14 protein-coding genes and 2 pseudogenes are annotated in these 17,157 nt (G+C 65.7%); 13 read left to right on the top strand and 3 right to left on the bottom strand.

Annotation, left to right across the window (positions count from 1 at the left end; all coding sequences use genetic code 11):
- Nucleotides 1-84 precede the first annotated feature (84 nt).
- The 4 genes from ACVI1L_RS10340 to ACVI1L_RS10355 all read left to right on the top strand — a co-directional run bounded on the left by ACVI1L_RS10340 (nucleotide 85) and on the right by ACVI1L_RS10355 (nucleotide 3,269).
- Nucleotides 85-1,893, top strand: a complete 1,809-nt coding sequence (locus ACVI1L_RS10340) for a sensor histidine kinase (RefSeq protein ID WP_057019534.1) — start codon at nucleotides 85-87, stop codon at nucleotides 1,891-1,893.
- The gene (locus ACVI1L_RS10345; protein ID WP_456782815.1) at nucleotides 1,890-2,330 is read left to right on the top strand and encodes an HPr kinase/phosphorylase; all 441 of its coding nucleotides are present in this window, start codon (nucleotides 1,890-1,892) and stop codon (nucleotides 2,328-2,330) included. Before ACVI1L_RS10340 ends, ACVI1L_RS10345 begins: the two co-directional genes overlap by 4 nt.
- 214 nt (nucleotides 2,331-2,544) lie before the next feature.
- Entirely contained in the window at nucleotides 2,545-2,946 is a 402-nt protein-coding gene (locus tag ACVI1L_RS10350) for a PTS sugar transporter subunit IIA (protein WP_021076632.1), read from the top strand.
- Nucleotides 2,943-3,269, top strand: a complete 327-nt coding sequence (locus tag ACVI1L_RS10355; protein ID WP_028335869.1) for an HPr family phosphocarrier protein — start codon at nucleotides 2,943-2,945, stop codon at nucleotides 3,267-3,269. The genes ACVI1L_RS10350 and ACVI1L_RS10355 overlap by 4 nt, the downstream gene beginning before the upstream one ends.
- Before the next feature lie 184 nt (nucleotides 3,270-3,453).
- Here the strand turns inward: ACVI1L_RS10355 and ACVI1L_RS10360 are convergent, their stop codons facing one another.
- Both ACVI1L_RS10360 and ACVI1L_RS10365 read right to left on the bottom strand, forming a co-directional pair.
- Nucleotides 3,454-5,067, bottom strand: a complete 1,614-nt coding sequence (locus ACVI1L_RS10360; protein ID WP_456782816.1) for a glycosyltransferase family 39 protein — start codon at nucleotides 5,065-5,067, stop codon at nucleotides 3,454-3,456.
- Between the two features lie 109 nt (nucleotides 5,068-5,176).
- On the bottom strand, nucleotides 5,177-5,401 hold the full coding sequence (locus ACVI1L_RS10365) for a M15 family metallopeptidase (RefSeq protein ID WP_456782817.1): 225 nt from the start codon (nucleotides 5,399-5,401) through the stop codon (nucleotides 5,177-5,179).
- A 228-nt stretch (nucleotides 5,402-5,629) separates the two neighbouring features.
- Between ACVI1L_RS10365 and lepA the strand changes: the two genes are divergently transcribed.
- From lepA to ACVI1L_RS10395, 6 genes and pseudogenes are all read left to right on the top strand, one after another.
- Complete coding sequence (lepA, locus tag ACVI1L_RS10370; RefSeq protein WP_057019506.1) at nucleotides 5,630-7,441, top strand: translation elongation factor 4; 1,812 nt, start codon at nucleotides 5,630-5,632, stop codon at nucleotides 7,439-7,441.
- A gap of 100 nt (nucleotides 7,442-7,541) precedes the next feature.
- A pseudogene (locus ACVI1L_RS10375) lies at nucleotides 7,542-7,872 on the top strand (hypothetical protein).
- A 253-nt stretch (nucleotides 7,873-8,125) separates the two neighbouring features.
- Nucleotides 8,126-9,352, top strand: coding sequence for an MFS transporter (locus tag ACVI1L_RS10380; RefSeq protein ID WP_076831136.1), 1,227 nt, complete (start codon nucleotides 8,126-8,128; stop codon nucleotides 9,350-9,352).
- A gap of 161 nt (nucleotides 9,353-9,513) precedes the next feature.
- Nucleotides 9,514-10,686, top strand: coding sequence for an acyl-CoA dehydrogenase family protein (locus ACVI1L_RS10385; protein ID WP_456782818.1), 1,173 nt, complete (start codon nucleotides 9,514-9,516; stop codon nucleotides 10,684-10,686).
- 466 nt (nucleotides 10,687-11,152) lie between these two features.
- Nucleotides 11,153-12,070: pseudogene (locus ACVI1L_RS10390) on the top strand (NADP-dependent oxidoreductase).
- 179 nt (nucleotides 12,071-12,249) lie between these two features.
- On the top strand, nucleotides 12,250-14,217 hold the full coding sequence (locus ACVI1L_RS10395) for a cache domain-containing protein (protein ID WP_456782819.1): 1,968 nt from the start codon (nucleotides 12,250-12,252) through the stop codon (nucleotides 14,215-14,217).
- Nucleotides 14,218-14,238: 21 nt separating this feature from the next.
- On the opposite strand, the gene ACVI1L_RS10400 is transcribed toward ACVI1L_RS10395, so the two are convergent.
- Entirely contained in the window at nucleotides 14,239-15,150 is a 912-nt protein-coding gene (locus tag ACVI1L_RS10400; protein ID WP_456782820.1) for a sterol desaturase family protein, read from the bottom strand.
- Nucleotides 15,151-15,258: 108 nt separating this feature from the next.
- Between ACVI1L_RS10400 and ACVI1L_RS10405 the strand changes: the two genes are divergently transcribed.
- The 3 genes from ACVI1L_RS10405 to ACVI1L_RS10415 are packed head-to-tail and all read left to right on the top strand — an operon-like array spanning nucleotide 15,259 to nucleotide 17,140.
- Nucleotides 15,259-15,864, top strand: coding sequence for a TetR/AcrR family transcriptional regulator (locus tag ACVI1L_RS10405; RefSeq protein ID WP_456782821.1), 606 nt, complete (start codon nucleotides 15,259-15,261; stop codon nucleotides 15,862-15,864).
- An 11-nt stretch (nucleotides 15,865-15,875) separates the two neighbouring features.
- Complete coding sequence (locus ACVI1L_RS10410; RefSeq protein WP_456782822.1) at nucleotides 15,876-16,658, top strand: sulfite exporter TauE/SafE family protein; 783 nt, start codon at nucleotides 15,876-15,878, stop codon at nucleotides 16,656-16,658.
- Nucleotides 16,659-16,693: 35 nt separating this feature from the next.
- Entirely contained in the window at nucleotides 16,694-17,140 is a 447-nt protein-coding gene (locus ACVI1L_RS10415; RefSeq protein ID WP_057019512.1) for a DUF1801 domain-containing protein, read from the top strand.
- Nucleotides 17,141-17,157: the final 17 nt, after the last annotated feature.

The following is a 17,157-nucleotide window of genomic DNA, read 5'->3' on the forward strand; positions in this document are numbered from 1 at the left end:
CTGACAGGCTCCGCACGGCTGGGGTAAGCTCGGGCGAACGATTGCTTCGCGGGACGACATCCATACCAACCGGCAGCTTTGCCAGTGCTTGATCGAACGCAGCTCGAGCAAGGCCTGAACACCGAGGACGCGTCACAGCTCCTCGATCAGGACGCCGTTGCCGAAGACGTGGCGCAGGACAAGGGCTGGCGCCGTCCGCTCGGCTGGCTGCGCCGCGCCGGTCAGTTCTTCTTCGCGCTGTCGTTCTCGAGCCTGACGCGCCGTATCGTCTCGCTCAACCTCGCCGGCCTCGTCGCGCTGGTCGCCAGCATCCTCTATCTCTCGCAATTCCGCGCTGGCCTGATCGAGGCGCGCACGCAGAGCCTCCAAGTCTATGCCGAGATCATCTCGGAGGCGATCGCGGCCTCGGCCACCGTCGAAGGCAACACCGTCACGATCGACCCCGATCGCCTGCTCGACCTCAAGCCCGGCGAAAGTTATGGCCAGCCGGATGAATCGGCGGATTTCCCGATCAATCCCGAGCGGGTCGCGCCGGTCCTGCGCCGCCTGATCGCGCCGACCAAGACGCGGGCCCGCATCTTCGACCGCGATGGCGGCCTGATCCTCGACAGCCGCAATCTGTTCGCGCGCGGCGACGTGCTGCGCATGGAGCTGCCGCCGCCGTCGGAGAAGCCGTCGCTCTATGAAAGGACCAAGGCCACCATCAAGACCTGGCTCAACCGCGGCGACCTGCCGATCTATCGCGAACTCGGTCCCGAAGGCGGCAAGGGTTATTCCGAAGTCGCGCAATCGCTCGAGGGCATGAAGGGCAGCGCCGTGCGCGTCACCGAGCGCGGCGCGATCATCGTGTCGGTCGCCGTCCCGGTGCAGCATTTCCGCGCCGTGCGCGGTGCATTGATGCTGACCACGCAGGGCGACGACATCGACCAGCTGGTGATGTCCGAGCGCCTCGCCATCCTCAAGATCGGCGGCGTCGCCTCCGCCGTCATGATCATGCTGTCGCTGCTATTGGCGAGCACGATCGCTGGCCCGGTGCGACGGCTCGCCGACGGCGCCGAGCGCGTCCGCCACCGCATCCAGACCCGCGTCGAGATTCCCGACTTCACCGGGCGCCGCGACGAGATCGGCCATCTCTCCGGCGCGCTGCGCGACATGACCAACGCGCTGTACAGCCGCATCGAGGCGATCGAGATGTTCGCCGCCGACGTCGCCCATGAGCTGAAGAATCCGCTGACCTCGCTGCGCTCCGCGGTCGAGACGCTGCCTTTGGCGCGCAACGACAACAGCCGCGCGCGGCTGCTCGCCGTGATCGAGCATGACGTCAGGCGGCTCGACCGCCTAATCTCCGACATCTCCGACGCCAGCCGGCTCGATGCCGAATTGCAGCGCCAGGACATGGCGCCGGTCGATCTGCGGCGGCTGCTGACGACGCTGACCGGCGTCGCCAACGAGACCAGGCTCGGCCACGACGTCGCCGTCGAAGCCCGCTTCGAGGGCCGCGGACCGACCGATACGCTCTCTGTGCCCGGCCATGATTCACGGCTCGGCCAGGTGATCTCGAACCTGCTGTCGAACGCGCAATCATTCTCCAAGCCGGGCGACAAGGTGCGCATCGTCTGCCGCCGCAACCGCGGCGAGGTCGAGATCGTGGTCGACGATGACGGGCCCGGCATCGGCGAGGACGCGCTGGAGCGGATCTTCGAGCGCTTCTACACCGACCGGCCGCACCAAGGGTTTGGCCAGAACTCCGGCCTCGGGCTTGCGATCTCCAAGCAGATCATTGAAGCCCATGGCGGACGCATCTGGGCCGAGAACCGCGCTGGCCCTGCGGACGCAGACGGCAAGCCCACCATCGCCGGCGCACGCTTCGTGGTCAGGCTGCCGACACTATGAGCGACAATTCAAGCGTGCACGCATCCGCCGTTCTGGTCGGCGAGCGTGCGGTGCTGATCCGCGGCCCGTCGGGCGCCGGCAAGTCGCGTCTGGCCTTTGACCTGATTCTCGCCGGGCGCACCGGAGCGCTTCCGCCGGCCATTTTGGTGGGGGATGACCGTGTCCGTCTCGACACAGCCGGCGAACAATTGTGGGTTCGTCCGGTCCAGCAATTGGCTGGTCTGATCGAGATCCGAGGCCTCGGAATCCGCCATTGTCCGTTCGCAGATGAAGCCGTGGTGGGGCTGATCGTCGACCTCGCCGCTAACGACGCCGAGCGACTGCCGCCGCCGGAGGCGCTCACGATTCGCCTTAATGGTGTTTTGTTACCGCGAATTCCCATCGGCGTTGGCTTCCAACCCCTGCCGCTGGTTGTCGCCGCGCTGACGACAACCTGAAAGTTCATGTTCCCGTAATCTTGCGGCCAATTGTGGGAAGGGAATTGGTAACCATATCACATCCACTATCGCGTCGGATTTTGCCGGCGCAGCCTCCCCTCTCTACCGCCAGGAACCGGGAGACTAGCCAAGATGCCCTCTTGCGTAGGGCCTCTGGATGGTCAAAGTGGCGCGTTCGTGCGGTGCACCAAAGGGCGCCCGCGAGGAGTTTCCAATGATTGGTCTAGTGCTGGTGACCCATGGGCGCCTTGCCGACGAGTTCAGAGCGGCGCTCGAACACGTCATGGGTCCGCAGAAACAAATTGAAGCGATCACGATCGGGGCCGAGGACGATTCCGATCTCTGTCGAAGCGACATCATCGAGGCGGTGAACCGCGTCGATAGCGGCGACGGCGTTGCGATCCTCACCGACATGTTCGGCGGCACGCCGTCAAACCTTGCGATCTCCTGCATGAGCCGCCCGAAGGTGGAAGTGCTCGCAGGCATCAACCTTCCCATGCTGGTCAAGCTTGCCAAGGTTCGCGAGGAGCGTTCGCTGCCCGACGCGATCGCGATGGCCCAGGAAGCCGGCCGCAAATACGTCACCATCGCCAGCCGCGTTCTCGCAGGCAAATGAGCGACGAGGCCCCGGGCGGAAATCAGGTCGGCCCGGGCGTGCCAGCGGGCGCCATTTCCCGTGAGCTCCTGATCGTCAACAAGCGCGGCCTGCATGCGCGGGCATCGGCCAAGTTCGTCCAGCTGGTCGAGCGATTCAACGCCGAGATCTGGGTCACCCGCGGCACCGAGACCGTCGGCGGCACCTCGATCATGGGCTTGATGATGCTCGCCGCCGGGCCCGGCACCACGGTCGTGGTCTCAGCAAAGGGCGACGAAGCGCAGCAGGCGCTCGACGCCATCGCCGAACTCGTCGCCAGCAAGTTCAACGAGGAAGGCACGTAAGGCAGTCACCTCTCACCTCGTCCCGCTTGCGGGGAGAGGTGAGATCGCATCGAACGATGCGATCCGGGTGAGGGGTACAGGTCTATCGATAGATCGCCATCGCGGCGAGAGCCCCTCACCCCAACCCTCTAAGAGCGAGCTTCGCTCGTCTCGACCCCGCAAGCGCGGGGCGAGGGAGCGAAAGCTACTTCGCCGGCGGCACCAGATAGACCTTCCAGACCGTCGACGGACCGGGATGGCCGTTGAAGAAGCGCATGGTGGTCATCACCAGCGGCTCGGCGTCCTTGGCGTGCTCCGCCATCCACGCCTCGCAGGGCTTCAGGAACACCGGATCGGTGGTGTCGCAGACGCCGATGAAGCCGAGACGCTTGGCTTCGTCGAGCGACGTCAGCCCCGACGACCAGGCTTCGCCCGGCACCAGCGACGCCGGATGATCCGGACTGTAGAACGTCATCGGCTCGCCGATATCGGACCGCGCGACGACCACGGCCCAGCGTGAATGGAATCTGTCCTGCCAGGTCTGGGTGAGTTCGCGCGCGAGCTCGGAGCGCGCGGCGTAGGTCGAGCCGCCGACATGGTTGGACGCGATCTCCTGCGTGGCGATGCTGGGCGCGGCGATCAGCGTGGCGATCGTGGCCACGAACCAGATCGCGGTGATCGAGAACAGCGCCATGCGCGGGAAGCGAAGCGAGGGAATCGCGACCAGCGCAAGCGGCACCAGGAAGAACAGCGGGATGCCCCAATCGGTCTTGATATAGACGGTGAACGCCAGCGCGCCGAGCGGCGGCCCGATCGCGACGATCAGCTGGATGATCCAGACGTTGAGCGCCTGCGGAAGGTTGACGGCGGGATTGGGTCCGCGCAACCAGACCCGCGCCAGCACGTCCGACGGCCGCCACGGCACCGAGCCCAGCAGCAGCGCCACCAGGCCCAGCACGACGGGAATCGCGAGCAGCCCGACATTGTGCACGACATAGCCGATCACGAGCTGCACATTGAGTGCGCGGCTCGACAGCGCGTAGACGTCACCGGCATAGGTGAACGGCACGAAGTCCACCTCCTCCAGCCACACCAGGTGCGGGATCATCGCCACCGCCATCGTGCCGATCGCAACCCATGGCGCCGGCGAGCGCAGGAATTGCGTCCGTTGCGGATGGATCAGCGCGGCCAGCCCGACGGCGCCGATCATCGTCACCACCCAGTACTTGGTCATCAGCGCCAGCATGCCGGCAAAGCCGAGCCAGAGACCCGAGTTGAAGCTGCGCTTCTCGAATGCGTTCAGATAGGCCAGCACCAGCAGCGGCAACGGCACCAGTTGCGCGAGATCGGCGTTGTATTTGAAGCCCTTGAAATTGAAGATCGGGTAGAGCGCGAGCATCACCACCATGAAGAACGCGCGGCGGCGATCGACGACACGCAGCGCGATCAGCCAGCACACCACCAGCGCGAAGCTGACCGTCGTCATCGCAAGCGCATAGGTCGACCAGTTGGTGACCGGAAAAATCCTGAACCAGACCCCGGCGATCCAGCCCGACAGCGGCGGGTGCTTGCCATAGCCGAGCAGGAAGCGCTGGCCCCAGGCATAGGCTTCCGCAACATCCATATGGATGTCCTGTGCGGCCTTGAGCTTGACCAGGATCAGCGTCCACAGCACCGCATGAACCAGCGCGAAGCCGATCACGAACCACAGGCTGGTCCTGGGATCGGTGGCGCGCGAGGCGATCCAGGCGGCAATCCGCCGGATCGTCAGCTTGCGTTTGGTGCGCCGGGCGGCGGGGAGCGTGGAGGCGGTCGACATGGCCTGTGCCTGAGGCATGCCCCGGAAAAGTGGAAAGCGGTTTCCCGGAAGGATCATGCCCGAATGGAAGCGGAAGCGCGATGAGTGCTCATCCGCATTTCAGCGCGCTTTAGCGCGTTTTTGTGGCCAGTGAAATCAGCTTGGCGTGAGAACGCCTCCAGCCAGCGGATTCACTTTCGGGGAAGTCCGGCCGGTGCTCGAAATGCATGGTATCGTAGTGACACCATTTGCCGCCCCAGATGAAGCCGTGACGCTCGAAGATGTCGACGATCTCGCGCGGCATCCAGTTGTTGCAGGGGATGGTCTTGCCTTTGCCGGCCCACAGCCGGTTCATCCCGAACTTTCAGGTTGAGGTCGATGGCGGCGGCGTAGCCGTGCATGCTCATCCGCCCGGTGTCGGCGACGCGAAAGACGATTTTCGGGCCGCCGAACCTGGCAGGAACATGCCCGGGAATCGGTCACGGCAACCCAGCCGGAAACGGCGCCGTGATTCGTCGTCACACCGCTGCAAAATACCGCAATTTGGTTGCCCGCGCGGGGGTGCGGATGCTATCCCGCGCCCATGACAACTGCCCCGATTTCGAACATCCGCAACTTCTCCATCGTCGCCCATATCGACCATGGCAAATCGACCCTTGCCGACCGCCTGATCCAGATGACGGGCGGCCTGTCGGATCGTGAAATGGCGGGCAAGGAGCAGGTGCTCGATTCGATGGATATCGAGCGCGAGCGGGGCATCACCATCAAGGCGCAGACCGTCCGGCTGAACTACCGCGCCAAGGACGGCAAGGATTACATCTTCAACCTGATGGACACGCCCGGCCATGTCGACTTCGCCTACGAGGTCTCGCGGTCGCTGGCGGCCTGCGAGGGTTCCCTGCTCGTGGTTGACGCCAGCCAGGGCGTCGAGGCGCAGACGCTCGCCAATGTCTATCAGGCGCTCGACAACAATCACGAGATCGTGCCGGTCCTGAACAAGGTCGACCTGCCCGCGGCCGAGCCCGAGAAGGTCAAGCAGCAGATCGAGGACGTGATCGGCATCGATGCGTCCGACGCCGTGATGATCTCGGCCAAGACCGGCGTCGGCGTGCCTGACGTGCTGGAAGCGATCGTCACCCGCCTGCCGCCGCCGAAGGGCGACCGCGACGCGACCCTGAAGGCGTTGCTGGTCGACAGCTGGTACGACGTCTATCTCGGCGTGGTCGTCTTGATCCGCGTCGTCGACGGCGTGATGAAGAAGGGGAGCCGCATCCGCATGATGGGCACCGGCGCGGCCTACGATATCGAACGCGTCGGCTTCTTCACGCCGAAGATGGAGCAGGTCGAGGAGCTCGGCCCCGGCGAGATCGGCTTCATCACCGCGGCGATCAAGGAAGTTGCCGACACCCGCGTCGGCGACACCATCACCGATGACAAGAAGCCGATCAGCGAGATGCTGCCGGGCTTCAAGCCGGCGATTCCGGTCGTGTTCTGCGGCTTGTTTCCGGTCGACGCCAACGACTTCGAAACGCTCCGCGCGGCGATGGGCAAGCTGCGGCTCAACGACGCAAGCTTCTCCTACGAGATGGAAACCTCCGCCGCGCTCGGCTTCGGCTTCCGCTGCGGTTTCCTCGGCCTGCTGCATCTGGAAATCATCCAGGAGCGGCTGTCGCGCGAATTCGACCTCAATCTGATCGCGACCGCGCCGAGCGTGATCTACAAGATGAAGCTGACCGACGGCACCGAGCTCGAGATCCACAACCCGGTCGACATGCCCGACGTGGTCAAGATCGCCGAGATCGAGGAGCCGTGGATCGAGGCGACGATCCTCACGCCCGACGAATATCTCGGCAGCGTCTTGAAGCTGTGCCAGGACCGCCGCGGCTCGCAGAAGGAGCTCACTTATGTCGGCTCCCGCGCGATGGTGAAATACGACCTGCCGCTCAACGAAGTGGTGTTCGACTTCTACGATCGCCTGAAGTCGGTCTCCAAGGGCTACGCCTCGTTCGACTATCATCTGACCGACTACAAGCCGGCCGATCTGGTCAAGATGCAGATCCTGGTCAACGCCGAGCCGGTCGACGCGCTGTCGATGCTGGTGCATCGCACCCGCGCCGAGGGCCGCGGCCGCGCCATGGTCGAGAAGATGAAGGAGCTGATTCCACCGCACATGTTCCAGATCCCGATCCAGGCGGCGATCGGCGGCAAGGTGATCGCGCGCGAAACCGTCCGCGCGCTGCGCAAGGACGTCACCGCGAAGTGCTACGGCGGCGACATCACGCGCAAGCGCAAGCTTCTGGAGAAGCAGAAGGAAGGCAAGAAGAAGATGCGGCAGTTCGGCAAGGTCGACATCCCGCAGGAAGCCTTCATCGCCGCGCTCAAGGTGGACAGCTGAGGCGGCGCTACCGGCGCGACTGTTGCCCATTCTTGTCCCAGCAACAAAACGCACCATGATTTGAATCGCCACTGCATCGCGCTCCGACTAGACTGCGATCATGTTGCGCATCCTGTTCCTCCTTATCGTCATCCTCGCACTGCTGCAGCCGGACCTGAGCTCCGCCGCCTCCTCGAAGAAGCGGCACGGCACCCGCTGGCACGGCTATGGCTTCCTGCCCGGCTACCGGCAGCCGCCGAACCAAACCATTCCGGTGTTCGGCCCCGCGCGGCGCCGCCCGCGGCTACCCGGACTATTCGCCGCAATATTGGTATGGCGGGGATTGGTACTATTTCGGCCGCCCCGGATTCTACCGCGGCCGCTACAATGGCGGCAGTTTTGGCCCGTGCTGGACCTGGACGCCGATCGGGCGCGCCTGGCAGTGCGGCTAGAGCGTTTTCGAGCGAAGTGGCTCCGGTTCGCGTGAAGAAAACGCGTCAAAGCAAGAATCTAGAGCCCCGTTCCGATTCTATCGGAACGGAAAAGGCTCTAGCCGCACCTCGGCTGCGACATCTTGCGCATGCAACGCACAATCCGCTGATCCCGGAATGAGAGGCATGTTGCCCGTCATGTTGCCCCTGGACCTCAGATAGGCCAGCATCCTCCCTGCGCGCACCACAACAAACAACAGCGCCGGGGAAACGCATGAGCAAGGCCGCTCGGTTGGACTATGGCTGGGTCGTCGTCGGCGCGGGCGCGCTGATGACCTGCGTCGGCTTCGGCACCATGCTGTCGCTCGCGGTGTTCCTGCAGCCGATCTCGGATGCGATGGGCTGGTCGCGCGCCGGCGTCTCGGCGGCGGCGACGCTGGATTTCCTCTGCATGGGTTTTGCGGCGTTCGCCTGGGGCGCGCTGTCCGACCGCTTCGGTACCCGCATCGTGGTGCTGGCGGGCAGCCTGTTGCTCGGGCTTGGCCTCGTGACGGCAAGCCAGGCGCAGAGCCTGTGGCAATTCCAGCTCTGCTTCGGCGTGCTGATCGGGATCGCGGCCGGCAGCTTCTATGCGCCGATGATGGCGCTCGCCAGCGCCTGGATCGACAAGCATCGCAGCCTCGCGGTCGCGCTGGTGTCGGCCGGCATGGGCGTATCGCCGCTGACCGTCGCGCCGTCCGCGAGCTGGCTGATCACGGCCTATGACTGGCGCTTTGCGATGTTCGTGATCGGCATCGCCGCATGGGCGTTGCTGATCCCCGCATCGTTCCTGGTGCGCCCGGCGCCGCAGGGAACGGACGTCGCAATCCCGACCGCCGCGAACGTGCCGCAAACTGAATGGACCGCGGCGCAGGCGCTGCGCACGCCGCAATTCATCACGCTGGCACTGGCGCATTTCGCCTGCTGCGCGGCGCATTCGGGACCGATCTTCCACATGGTGTCCTACGCCATGGTGTGCGGCATCGCGCCGCTCACCGCGGTCACAGTCTACAGCCTCGCCGGCTTCTCCGGGCTCGGCGGCCGGCTGCTGCTCGGCGTGCTCGCCGACCGGCTCGGCGCCAAGCCGGTCCTGGTCGGCGGCCTCCTGGTGCAGGCGCTGTCGATCGCGACCTATCTCGCGGTGGCGCAGCTCGGCGAGTTCTACGCGCTGTCTGTCGTGTTCGGGCTGGCCTATGGCGGAGTGATGCCGCTCTACGCCGTGCTGGTGCGCGAGTTCTTCGGCGCGCGCATCATGGGCACGGTGTTCGGCGCGGTGTCGGCCTTCGCGAGCCTCGGCATGGCGCTCGGGCCGTGGGCCGGCGGTTACGTGTTCGACACGTTCCACGGCTATACGTGGCTGCACGCCGGTTCCTTTGCGATCGGCCTCGCCGCGGTCGCCGTGGCGCTGAGTTTCTCGACCAAGCGCCAGCCGTCGCTCGATCTCGGCCGCGCCGCCGCCTGAGCGCGGCTGCATTCGTCACACTCGCGCGCACCGGCACAGCGGATGGATAGCTGATCTGCATCGGCGCCGTCCCGCCTTGCCTTCCCTTGCCCTCTCCTGCCGGATGAGCCACCATCGCCCGGCCTGCCCAACAAGAATGACAGAAGGCGCCGAGGACACGCATGAACAAGCCGCAGGGATTCGACCTTGTCGAGCGGGCGCGCGCGCTGGCGCCGCTGATCACGAGTGAAGCCGACGAGATCGAACGGACACGGCGACTGACGCCATCCGTCACCGCGGCACTGGTCGAGAACGGGCTGTATCGCGCGCTGCTGCCGAAGCGTTTTGGCGGCGCCGAGGCGACACTGGACGCCTTCATGCAGATGCAGGAGGAGATCGCCAAGGCCGATGCATCGACCGCCTGGTGCCTCGGCCAGTGCAGCGTCTGCGCCATGACCGCGGCCTATCTCGAACCCGACGCAGCTAACGAGATCTTCAACACCACGCCCGGCATCCTCGCCTGGGGCGCTATCGCCCATGAGGTGCGCGCCGAGCCCGGCGGCTATCGCGCCAGCGCGCGCTGGGATTTTGCCTCGGGCTCGCGGCAGGCGAGTTGGCTCGGCGCCCATGTCCGCGTCGTCGAGGCCGACGGCTCGCCGCGCAGGAAGCCCGACGGTTCGCCGGAGGTCCGCACCATCCTGTTTCCGATGTCGCAGGCCGTGATGTACGACGTCTGGGACGTGATCGGTCTGAAAGGCACCGGCACCGATTCCTATTCGGTCGACAACCTCTTGATCCCGGAAAAATTCGCCGCGCTGCGCGACGATCCCGCCGCGTGCCGCGAGGGCGGCCCGCTCTACAAGCTCTCCACCAACATGGTGTTCAGCATGGGCTTTGCCGCCACCTCGCTCGGCGTCGCGCGCGCCATGTTGGACGCGGCGACCGAGCTTGCCCGCGGCAAGACCCCGCAAGGCCTCAAGGCGATGCGCGACAACAATGCCGTGCAGGGCCAGATCGGGCGCACCGAGGCCAGCCTGCGCGCCGCGCGCGCCTATCTGTACGCGACGGCCCACGAGGTCTGGAGCGATCTCGTCCGCGGCGACCTGATCACCGAGGCGCATCGCGTCGCGATCCGCATCGCCTCGACCTGGACCATCCACCAGTCGGCCGCAGTGGTCGACATCGCCTATCACATGTCGGGGGCAACGGCGGTGTTCGCCAAGAATCCGTTCGAGCGACGGTTTCGCGACATGCACGCAATCGCGCAGCAGATCCAGGCCCGCGACACCCAGTACGAGGACGCCGGCAAGGCGATTTTGGCAGGCAATCTCGGCGCTCCGCCGACCGCGCGCTAAAGCATGATCCGGAAAAGTGCGAAGCGGTTTTCCGAAAAGATCATACTTGAACAGGAACTGAAGCGCGATCAAGTCAGATTGCATCAGGGCGTTGACTCATAAGTCCGCTGTGTCGGCTCTGCTCCCTAAAACACGACATCGCCGGGTAATCATGGCATGTCGGTTTTGGGCCCAACAGTGGGCATGACGACTGGCGGCCCTCGCAATCTGAATTCTGTCCCCGACTGTGCAAAATGGATTCTGTCGACTGCCCGGATTTTTCAGCGGTGCGGTAACGCATTGAGCTCGCAGAGGGCAGCCGTCGCGCTTGGTACAGCCAAAATTCGCAATCTTGGTGCTGTTTTATGAGCAGGCGCAGCGCATCTATTCGTTCGTACTAAGCAACCGAACTGCCCTGGCAGTTCTTGGTTAGTCGGCGCGTCCGCGCGCTCTGCAGCAGTTCCACCAAGAGACAAGGAGTATTCCCATGAAGGCCATCGTTGTAACGGACCAAGCCGCGGGAACGGCCGGGATGAAGCTGGTGGACCGGCCCGAGCCGCAGGCAGCGATAAACGACGTCGTCGTTCAGGTTTATGCGTCGAGATTTGTCCCGACTGAGCTGGCGTGACCCTCGACCTGGACCGATCGCCTCGATCGTGACCGAACACCGTCGATCCCGGGGCACGAGCTGGCCGGAGTGGTCACCGCTCTCGGATATGGCACTACAGGGCTATCGGTGGGACAGCGGGTGTTCGGTCTAGCTGACTGGTATCGCGACGGCACGCTGGCCGAGTATGTGGCGATCGAGGCGCGCAACCTCGCGCCGCTACCGGGCGACGTCGACTTCACAATGGGTGCAAGCCTTCCGGTCTCGGGCCTGACGGCATGGCAAGGACTATTTCAGCACGGCCGCCTCCAGGCGGGGCAGAGCGTCCTCGCACACGGCGCGGCCGGCGCAGTCGGGTCGATGGTGACGCAACTCGCGCGAGAGGCCGGCGCGTATGTGATCGGCTCCGGGCGGTCCGCCGATCGTCAGACTGTGCTCGACTTCGGCGCGCAGGAGTTCGTCGATCTCGACAACGACGCCCTTGAGGACGTCGGCAAAGTCGATCTGGTGTTCGACGTCATTGGCGGTGAAATCCAGAAGCGGTCGGTAAAACTGATTCGAGGCGGAGGAACGCTGGTGACGGTCGTTGGGCCGGCCGAGGCGCGCCCCTCCGACGGCCTGGCGGTCGACTTCGTCGTCGAGTCCGATCGTTCCCAACTGAGTGAGATCGTCCAGCGGGTGCGGGACGGACGCCTGCTGACGAACATCGGCAACGTCACGACTCTCGACGAGGCCGTCGCTGCCTTGAATCCGACCGGTCGACGCAAAGGGAGTACGATCATCCGCGTTCGCCCCTGAGTGACACATGCCTATTGATGCGCGCAGCCGGCCGGCCCTGTCAGGCCAGACGTTGAACAGTACGAAAGTAGCACCGGCGGCCATGGTCGCGGCACGAATACCGGCGGCGCAACATCCGGTTGTTAAGCTTTTTCTGCGACTTTGCGGACGGCGCTAATGCCTGGAGTTTCGCTGGTCCCATGTTCACGCTTCGATCGATTGCCGCCCGCCTGATACTGGCGATTTCGCTGACTGTCGCGGTCGCCTGCGCCATCCTCGGCGGCTTCTCCATCAGCCAGCAGCGGGCGCTGACGCGGCTCGCGCTCGATCAGCAGCTCAAGCTGCAATATGACAGCGTGATTGCGGCGATCGACTACGAGGGGCGCGCGGCGCTCGCGGTCTCGGCGGTCATCGCCGCCCTGCCGCCGGTCGAGGACGCCATCGCCAAGGGCGACCGCGACGGCCTCGGAAAGCTGCTCGGCGCCTCCTGGGCGTCGATGAAGGCGCAGGGCATCCCGCTGATCTCGTTCTGGCAGCCCCCGGCGACCAGCTTCTACCGGGTCCATGCGCCGAAGACTTTCGGCGACGACGCCTCGACGCGGCGCACCACGGTGGTGGAATCGAACAGGACCGGCAAGCCGATCGTCGGCGTCGAACCCGGCCGCGAAGCGCTTTCGATCTTCGGCATGACCCCGATCATGCACGAGGGCAAGACGCTGGCCAATGTCGACGTCGGCGCCGCCTTCGGCAAGGAATTCGTCGACCGCGCCAAAAAGCGCTTCGGCATCGACCTTGCGGTGCATTCCTTCGACGGCCAGAGCTTCAAGCGGCTGTCCTCGACCTTCGGCGATACCGTGGTCGCGACCCAGGACGAGCTCAAGCGTGTGATGAACGGTGCGGCGCTGCTGCGCGACGCTGTTCTCGACGGCCATGCGGTGGAGCTCTATCTCGGCCAGATCAAGAACTACGCCGGCGAGCCGGTCGCCGTGCTCGAGATCGTCAAGGACACCAGCGACTATGAAGCCGCCGCGGCGAGCGCGCAGCGCAATCTGATCCTCGGCGTGATCGCGATCATGGCCGCCGCCGTGCTGCTCGCGTTCCTGCTCGGCCGTGGCCTGTCGCGGCCGCTCACCGCGATCACCGCGGTCATGAACCGCCTGTCCAGCGGCGACACCAGCGTCACCATACCCGGCAGCGAGCGCCGCGACGAGCTCGGCACGATGGCGAAGGCGGTCGACGTGTTCCGCCGCAGCATGGTCGAAACCTCCTCGCTGCGCGAGGCGCAGGAGGCCGATAAGGTGAAGGCGGAGGCCGACAAGCAGGCGCTGCAGCGGCAGATGGCCGATCGTTTCGAAGCCGACGTCAAGGGCATGGTCGCCGCCGTCGCGCGGTCCTCGGGCGACATGCAGCGCGTCGCGGGCGAGATCACCGCCAGCGTCAACGGCGCCTCCGAACGGACCTCGGCGGCAGCCGCCGCGTCCGAGGAAGCATCCGCCAGCGTCAATGCGGTCGCAGCCGCAACCGAGGAGCTGGCGTCCTCGATCACCGAGATCGGCCGCCAGGTCACCCATTCCAGCCGCGTCGCCGACAGCGCCGTGACCAAGGCCATGGAGACCACCGAGATGGTGACGAGCCTCGCCGCATCGGCAGAGAAGATCGGCGACGTGCTGCGCCTGATCAGCGCGATCGCGAGCCAAACCAATCTGCTGGCCCTCAACGCCACCATCGAGGCCGCGCGCGCCGGCGAGGCCGGCCGCGGCTTTGCCGTGGTCGCTGCCGAGGTGAAGGACCTGGCGAGCCAGACCGCGAAGGCGACCGAGGAGATCGCCGGCCAGGTCGGCGCGATCCAGTCCGCCACCGGCAACTGCGTCAGCGCGATCGGCGACATCAGCGGCACCATCCGCGAGATCTCGGGTATCGCCACCGCGATCGCGGCCGCCGTCGAGCAGCAGGACTCGGCGACGCGGGAGATCGCCCGCAGCGTGCAGCAGGCGTCCACCAGGACCGTCGAGGTCTCCGCCAATATCGCGGGCGCGAGCGAGGCCGCCAGCCAATCCCGCGCCCTCACCGGCAATGTGCTGGATACGTCCGGCCAGCTCGGCGATCACGCCGCCGCGCTGTCGCACAGCGTCGACACCTTCCTCGCCGGACTGCGCAACGCCGCCTGAGCGGCGGCGCCGGGCTTCAAGTCATGGCCAGGGCAGCACGGGCGGCGGAGCGGACCGGTCGGACTTGTCGTCCGGCCGAGCGTCGACCCGCCCCCAATCGCGCATGAACGGCATCTTCAGCAGGCCGCGCAGCGACTGCTTCTCGGGATCATCGAAGCCGTCGAGGCCATAGCGCAGCTCCGCGAAGCGTGGACCACGATTATAGGTGCCGCCGAGCCGGTCCCAGATCGAGAGCAGGTTCGAATAATTGCTGTCGGTCTCCGGCTGATGACGCGAATGATGCATCTTGTGCATGTTCGGCGTCACGAAGACGAGCCGCAGCCAGCGGTCGAGCCGCTCGGGCAGGCGGATATTGGCGTGCTCGAATTGGGCGTTCAGCGCCGACAGCGTCAGATAGGTAACCAGCACCCAGGCCGGCGTTCCGAACACGAAGACGCCGGCGACGTGCCAGCCGATCCGCCACAGCGTCTCGCCGGGATGCTCGCGGAACGCCGTGGTGACGTCGACGAAGCGATCGGCATGGTGCATGCGATGGAAGCGCCACATCCAGCCGAGCTTGTGCATGGAGACGTGGGCGAAATAGGCGAACAGGTCGAGCCCGATGATGCCGAGCAGGAGCTGGTTCGGGGGTGACAGGCCGAGCCAGTGCGACAGGCCGAATTTCGCATCCAGCGTCCATTGCGCGGCCAGCGGCGACAGCGGGCTGAGCAAAAGGTTCACGCCGACGAAGATCACGGTGATGGCGGCGTTGCGGCCGATATTGCGCATCCGGTCGCTGCGGCCGTAGCTGAACAGCGGAAACGCGGCCTCGAACAGCAGCACGATCGCGAACGACGCGAGCAGGAACGCGATCCGCGCGCCGGTCGACGGCAGCTCGACATGAGCCATCTCAGCCGCGCCCGGATGCCACAGAAGCTTTGCAAAGCCGATCATGCCGTCAGCCTCCCCTCTTTACAAAACGAATATTCGTTCTTTATAATGGCAACGAATGATCGTCAAGCCCGCCGCATCGGCCGGCCGCGACCTGACAGGGACCCGACTATGCCGAAGGTGAAACCCGAGACGCTCGCGATCCGCCGCGAGGAGATCCTGCAGGCCGCGGAGATCTGCTTTGCGCGCCAGGGATTTCACCAGACCACGATCCAGGACGTGATCAAGCAGTCCGGGCTCAGCGCCGGCTGCATCTACGGGCATTTCAGCGGCAAGGAAGAACTGATCCAGGCGATCGGCGAAAGCCGCCATGGCCGCGACAGCGCGCTGCTGGCGCTCAAGGGTCCACCGGACGACGTGTTGCAGAGCCTGCGCTCGATCGCCCGCGGCTTTCTCGGCGACCTGCAGAAGGAAGAAGGCCTGCGTGCCCGCCGCGTCGCGTTGCAGCTCTGGGCGGAGGCGCTGCGCGACGACGTGGTCCGCGACCAGGTGCTGAGCGGAATCCGCCAGCCGATCGCCCTGATCGTGGACCTGCTGCGGCGCGGCCAGAAGAGCGGCGCGATCGACCGCGGCGTGCAGCCGCGCGGCGCGGCGCGGGCAATGGTCGCGATGTTTCAGGGCATCGTGCTGCAACGGCTGTGGGGCGAAACCGTCTCGACCGCGGAAGCGATGCACGCCTTCGACATCTTCCTTGCCGGCCTTGCCGCCAGGCGCTGACGGGGGATGCGGTGATCGTCCACGACCTCCTCGCCGGCATCGGCACGGGCCTCGCCGGCGGTCTGACCGCCGGGCTGCTCGGCGTAAGCCCCGGCGGCGGACTGGTCGTGTTCTCGGTGCTACTGCTCGGCGCCGGCCAACATGTCGCGCAAGGCATCTCGCTGGTCGCGCAGGTGCCGCCGACCAGCCTCACCGGGATCCGGCGCTATTGGCAGAGCGGCAACCGCACGCCATTGCGCTGGATCGCGCTGCTGACAGTCGGCTTTGTCGCCGGCGGCGCGGCCGGCGCACTCGCCGCCAACCATGTCGCCGAGCCCGCGCTGCGCTGGACCTATGTGGCCTATCTCGTCGTGCTCGACGCGATGCTGATCCTGCGCGGCGGACGCGACGAGGCGAAGCACGACGACAAAGTCACCGCGCGCGAAATATCCTGCCCGGCGCTGCTCATTGTCGGGCTGCTGGCGGGCCTGTCGTCGGGCTTTCTCGGCATCGGCGGCGGACTGGCGACCGTGGTGGGCTTAAGCGCCGTGCTCGGGGTGCCGCAGCATCAGGCGCAGATGGCAAGCCTCGTGATGTCGCTGATCCCGACCACGATCCCCTCGGCCTGGATCTATTGGAGCGAGGGCTCGCTGGCGTCCTGGCCGGTGCTGGCGGGCGTGATCGTCGGCCTGCTGGCCGGCACCGATCTCGGCGCCCGCGCCGCCAACCGCATCGACCGCGCGCGGTTACGCAGCGCGATAATCGTCTTCGTCTCGCTGATGGCGGTCTATATGACCTTCAAGGCGCTGTGGTAGATAGATATAGGTACGTCCTCCTCACGGAGCCCACCATGCGCAAGCCGGCAGCATCGACCAGCAAGGCGGCGCGACGGCCGCACGCCAAACCGGCAGCTGCGCTGTTCGACACGTACCCTGCCCCGGTCAGAGCCAAGCTGCTGGCGCTGCGGCGGCTGATCTTCGAGACCGCGAAGGCAACCAAGGGCGTCGGCGCGCTGGAAGAGACGCTGAAATGGGGCCAGCCGAGCTACCTCACGCCGGAGACCGGCAGCGGCAGCACGGTCCGGATCGATCAGGTCAAACCGGCCGCCGACCAGGTCGCGGTCTACTTTCACTGCCAGACCAATCTGGTCGAGACCTTTCGCGAGCTCTATCCCGAGCTCAGCTACAGCGGCAACCGCGCCATCCTGCTCGATGTCGCGGGCAAGCTGCCGGAGCCCGCGCTGCGCCACTGCGTGGCGCTGGCGCTGACTTATCATCTCAACAAAAAAGAATCGTAGGGCGTGAAGGCGACGGC

The organism is Bradyrhizobium sp. USDA 4516 (assembly GCF_054055915.1).

What these genes read in the sequence shown, in the direction of transcription:
- ACVI1L_RS10345 (WP_456782815.1), top strand. Translation starts at nt 1,890, where the DNA reads ATGAGCGACAATTCAAGCGTGCACGCATCCGCCGTTCTGGTCGGCGAG.
- ACVI1L_RS10350 (WP_021076632.1), top strand. Translation starts at nt 2,545, where the DNA reads ATGATTGGTCTAGTGCTGGTGACCCATGGGCGCCTTGCCGACGAGTTC.
- ACVI1L_RS10355 (WP_028335869.1), top strand. Translation starts at nt 2,943, where the DNA reads ATGAGCGACGAGGCCCCGGGCGGAAATCAGGTCGGCCCGGGCGTGCCA.
- ACVI1L_RS10360 (WP_456782816.1), bottom strand. Translation starts at nt 5,067, where the DNA reads ATGTCGACCGCCTCCACGCTCCCCGCCGCCCGGCGCACCAAACGCAAG.
- ACVI1L_RS10365 (WP_456782817.1), bottom strand. Translation starts at nt 5,401, where the DNA reads ATGAACCGGCTGTGGGCCGGCAAAGGCAAGACCATCCCCTGCAACAAC.
- lepA (WP_057019506.1), top strand. Translation starts at nt 5,630, where the DNA reads ATGACAACTGCCCCGATTTCGAACATCCGCAACTTCTCCATCGTCGCC.
- ACVI1L_RS10380 (WP_076831136.1), top strand. Translation starts at nt 8,126, where the DNA reads ATGAGCAAGGCCGCTCGGTTGGACTATGGCTGGGTCGTCGTCGGCGCG.
- ACVI1L_RS10385 (WP_456782818.1), top strand. Translation starts at nt 9,514, where the DNA reads ATGAACAAGCCGCAGGGATTCGACCTTGTCGAGCGGGCGCGCGCGCTG.
- ACVI1L_RS10395 (WP_456782819.1), top strand. Translation starts at nt 12,250, where the DNA reads ATGTTCACGCTTCGATCGATTGCCGCCCGCCTGATACTGGCGATTTCG.
- ACVI1L_RS10400 (WP_456782820.1), bottom strand. Translation starts at nt 15,150, where the DNA reads ATGATCGGCTTTGCAAAGCTTCTGTGGCATCCGGGCGCGGCTGAGATG.
- ACVI1L_RS10405 (WP_456782821.1), top strand. Translation starts at nt 15,259, where the DNA reads ATGCCGAAGGTGAAACCCGAGACGCTCGCGATCCGCCGCGAGGAGATC.
- ACVI1L_RS10415 (WP_057019512.1), top strand. Translation starts at nt 16,694, where the DNA reads ATGCGCAAGCCGGCAGCATCGACCAGCAAGGCGGCGCGACGGCCGCAC.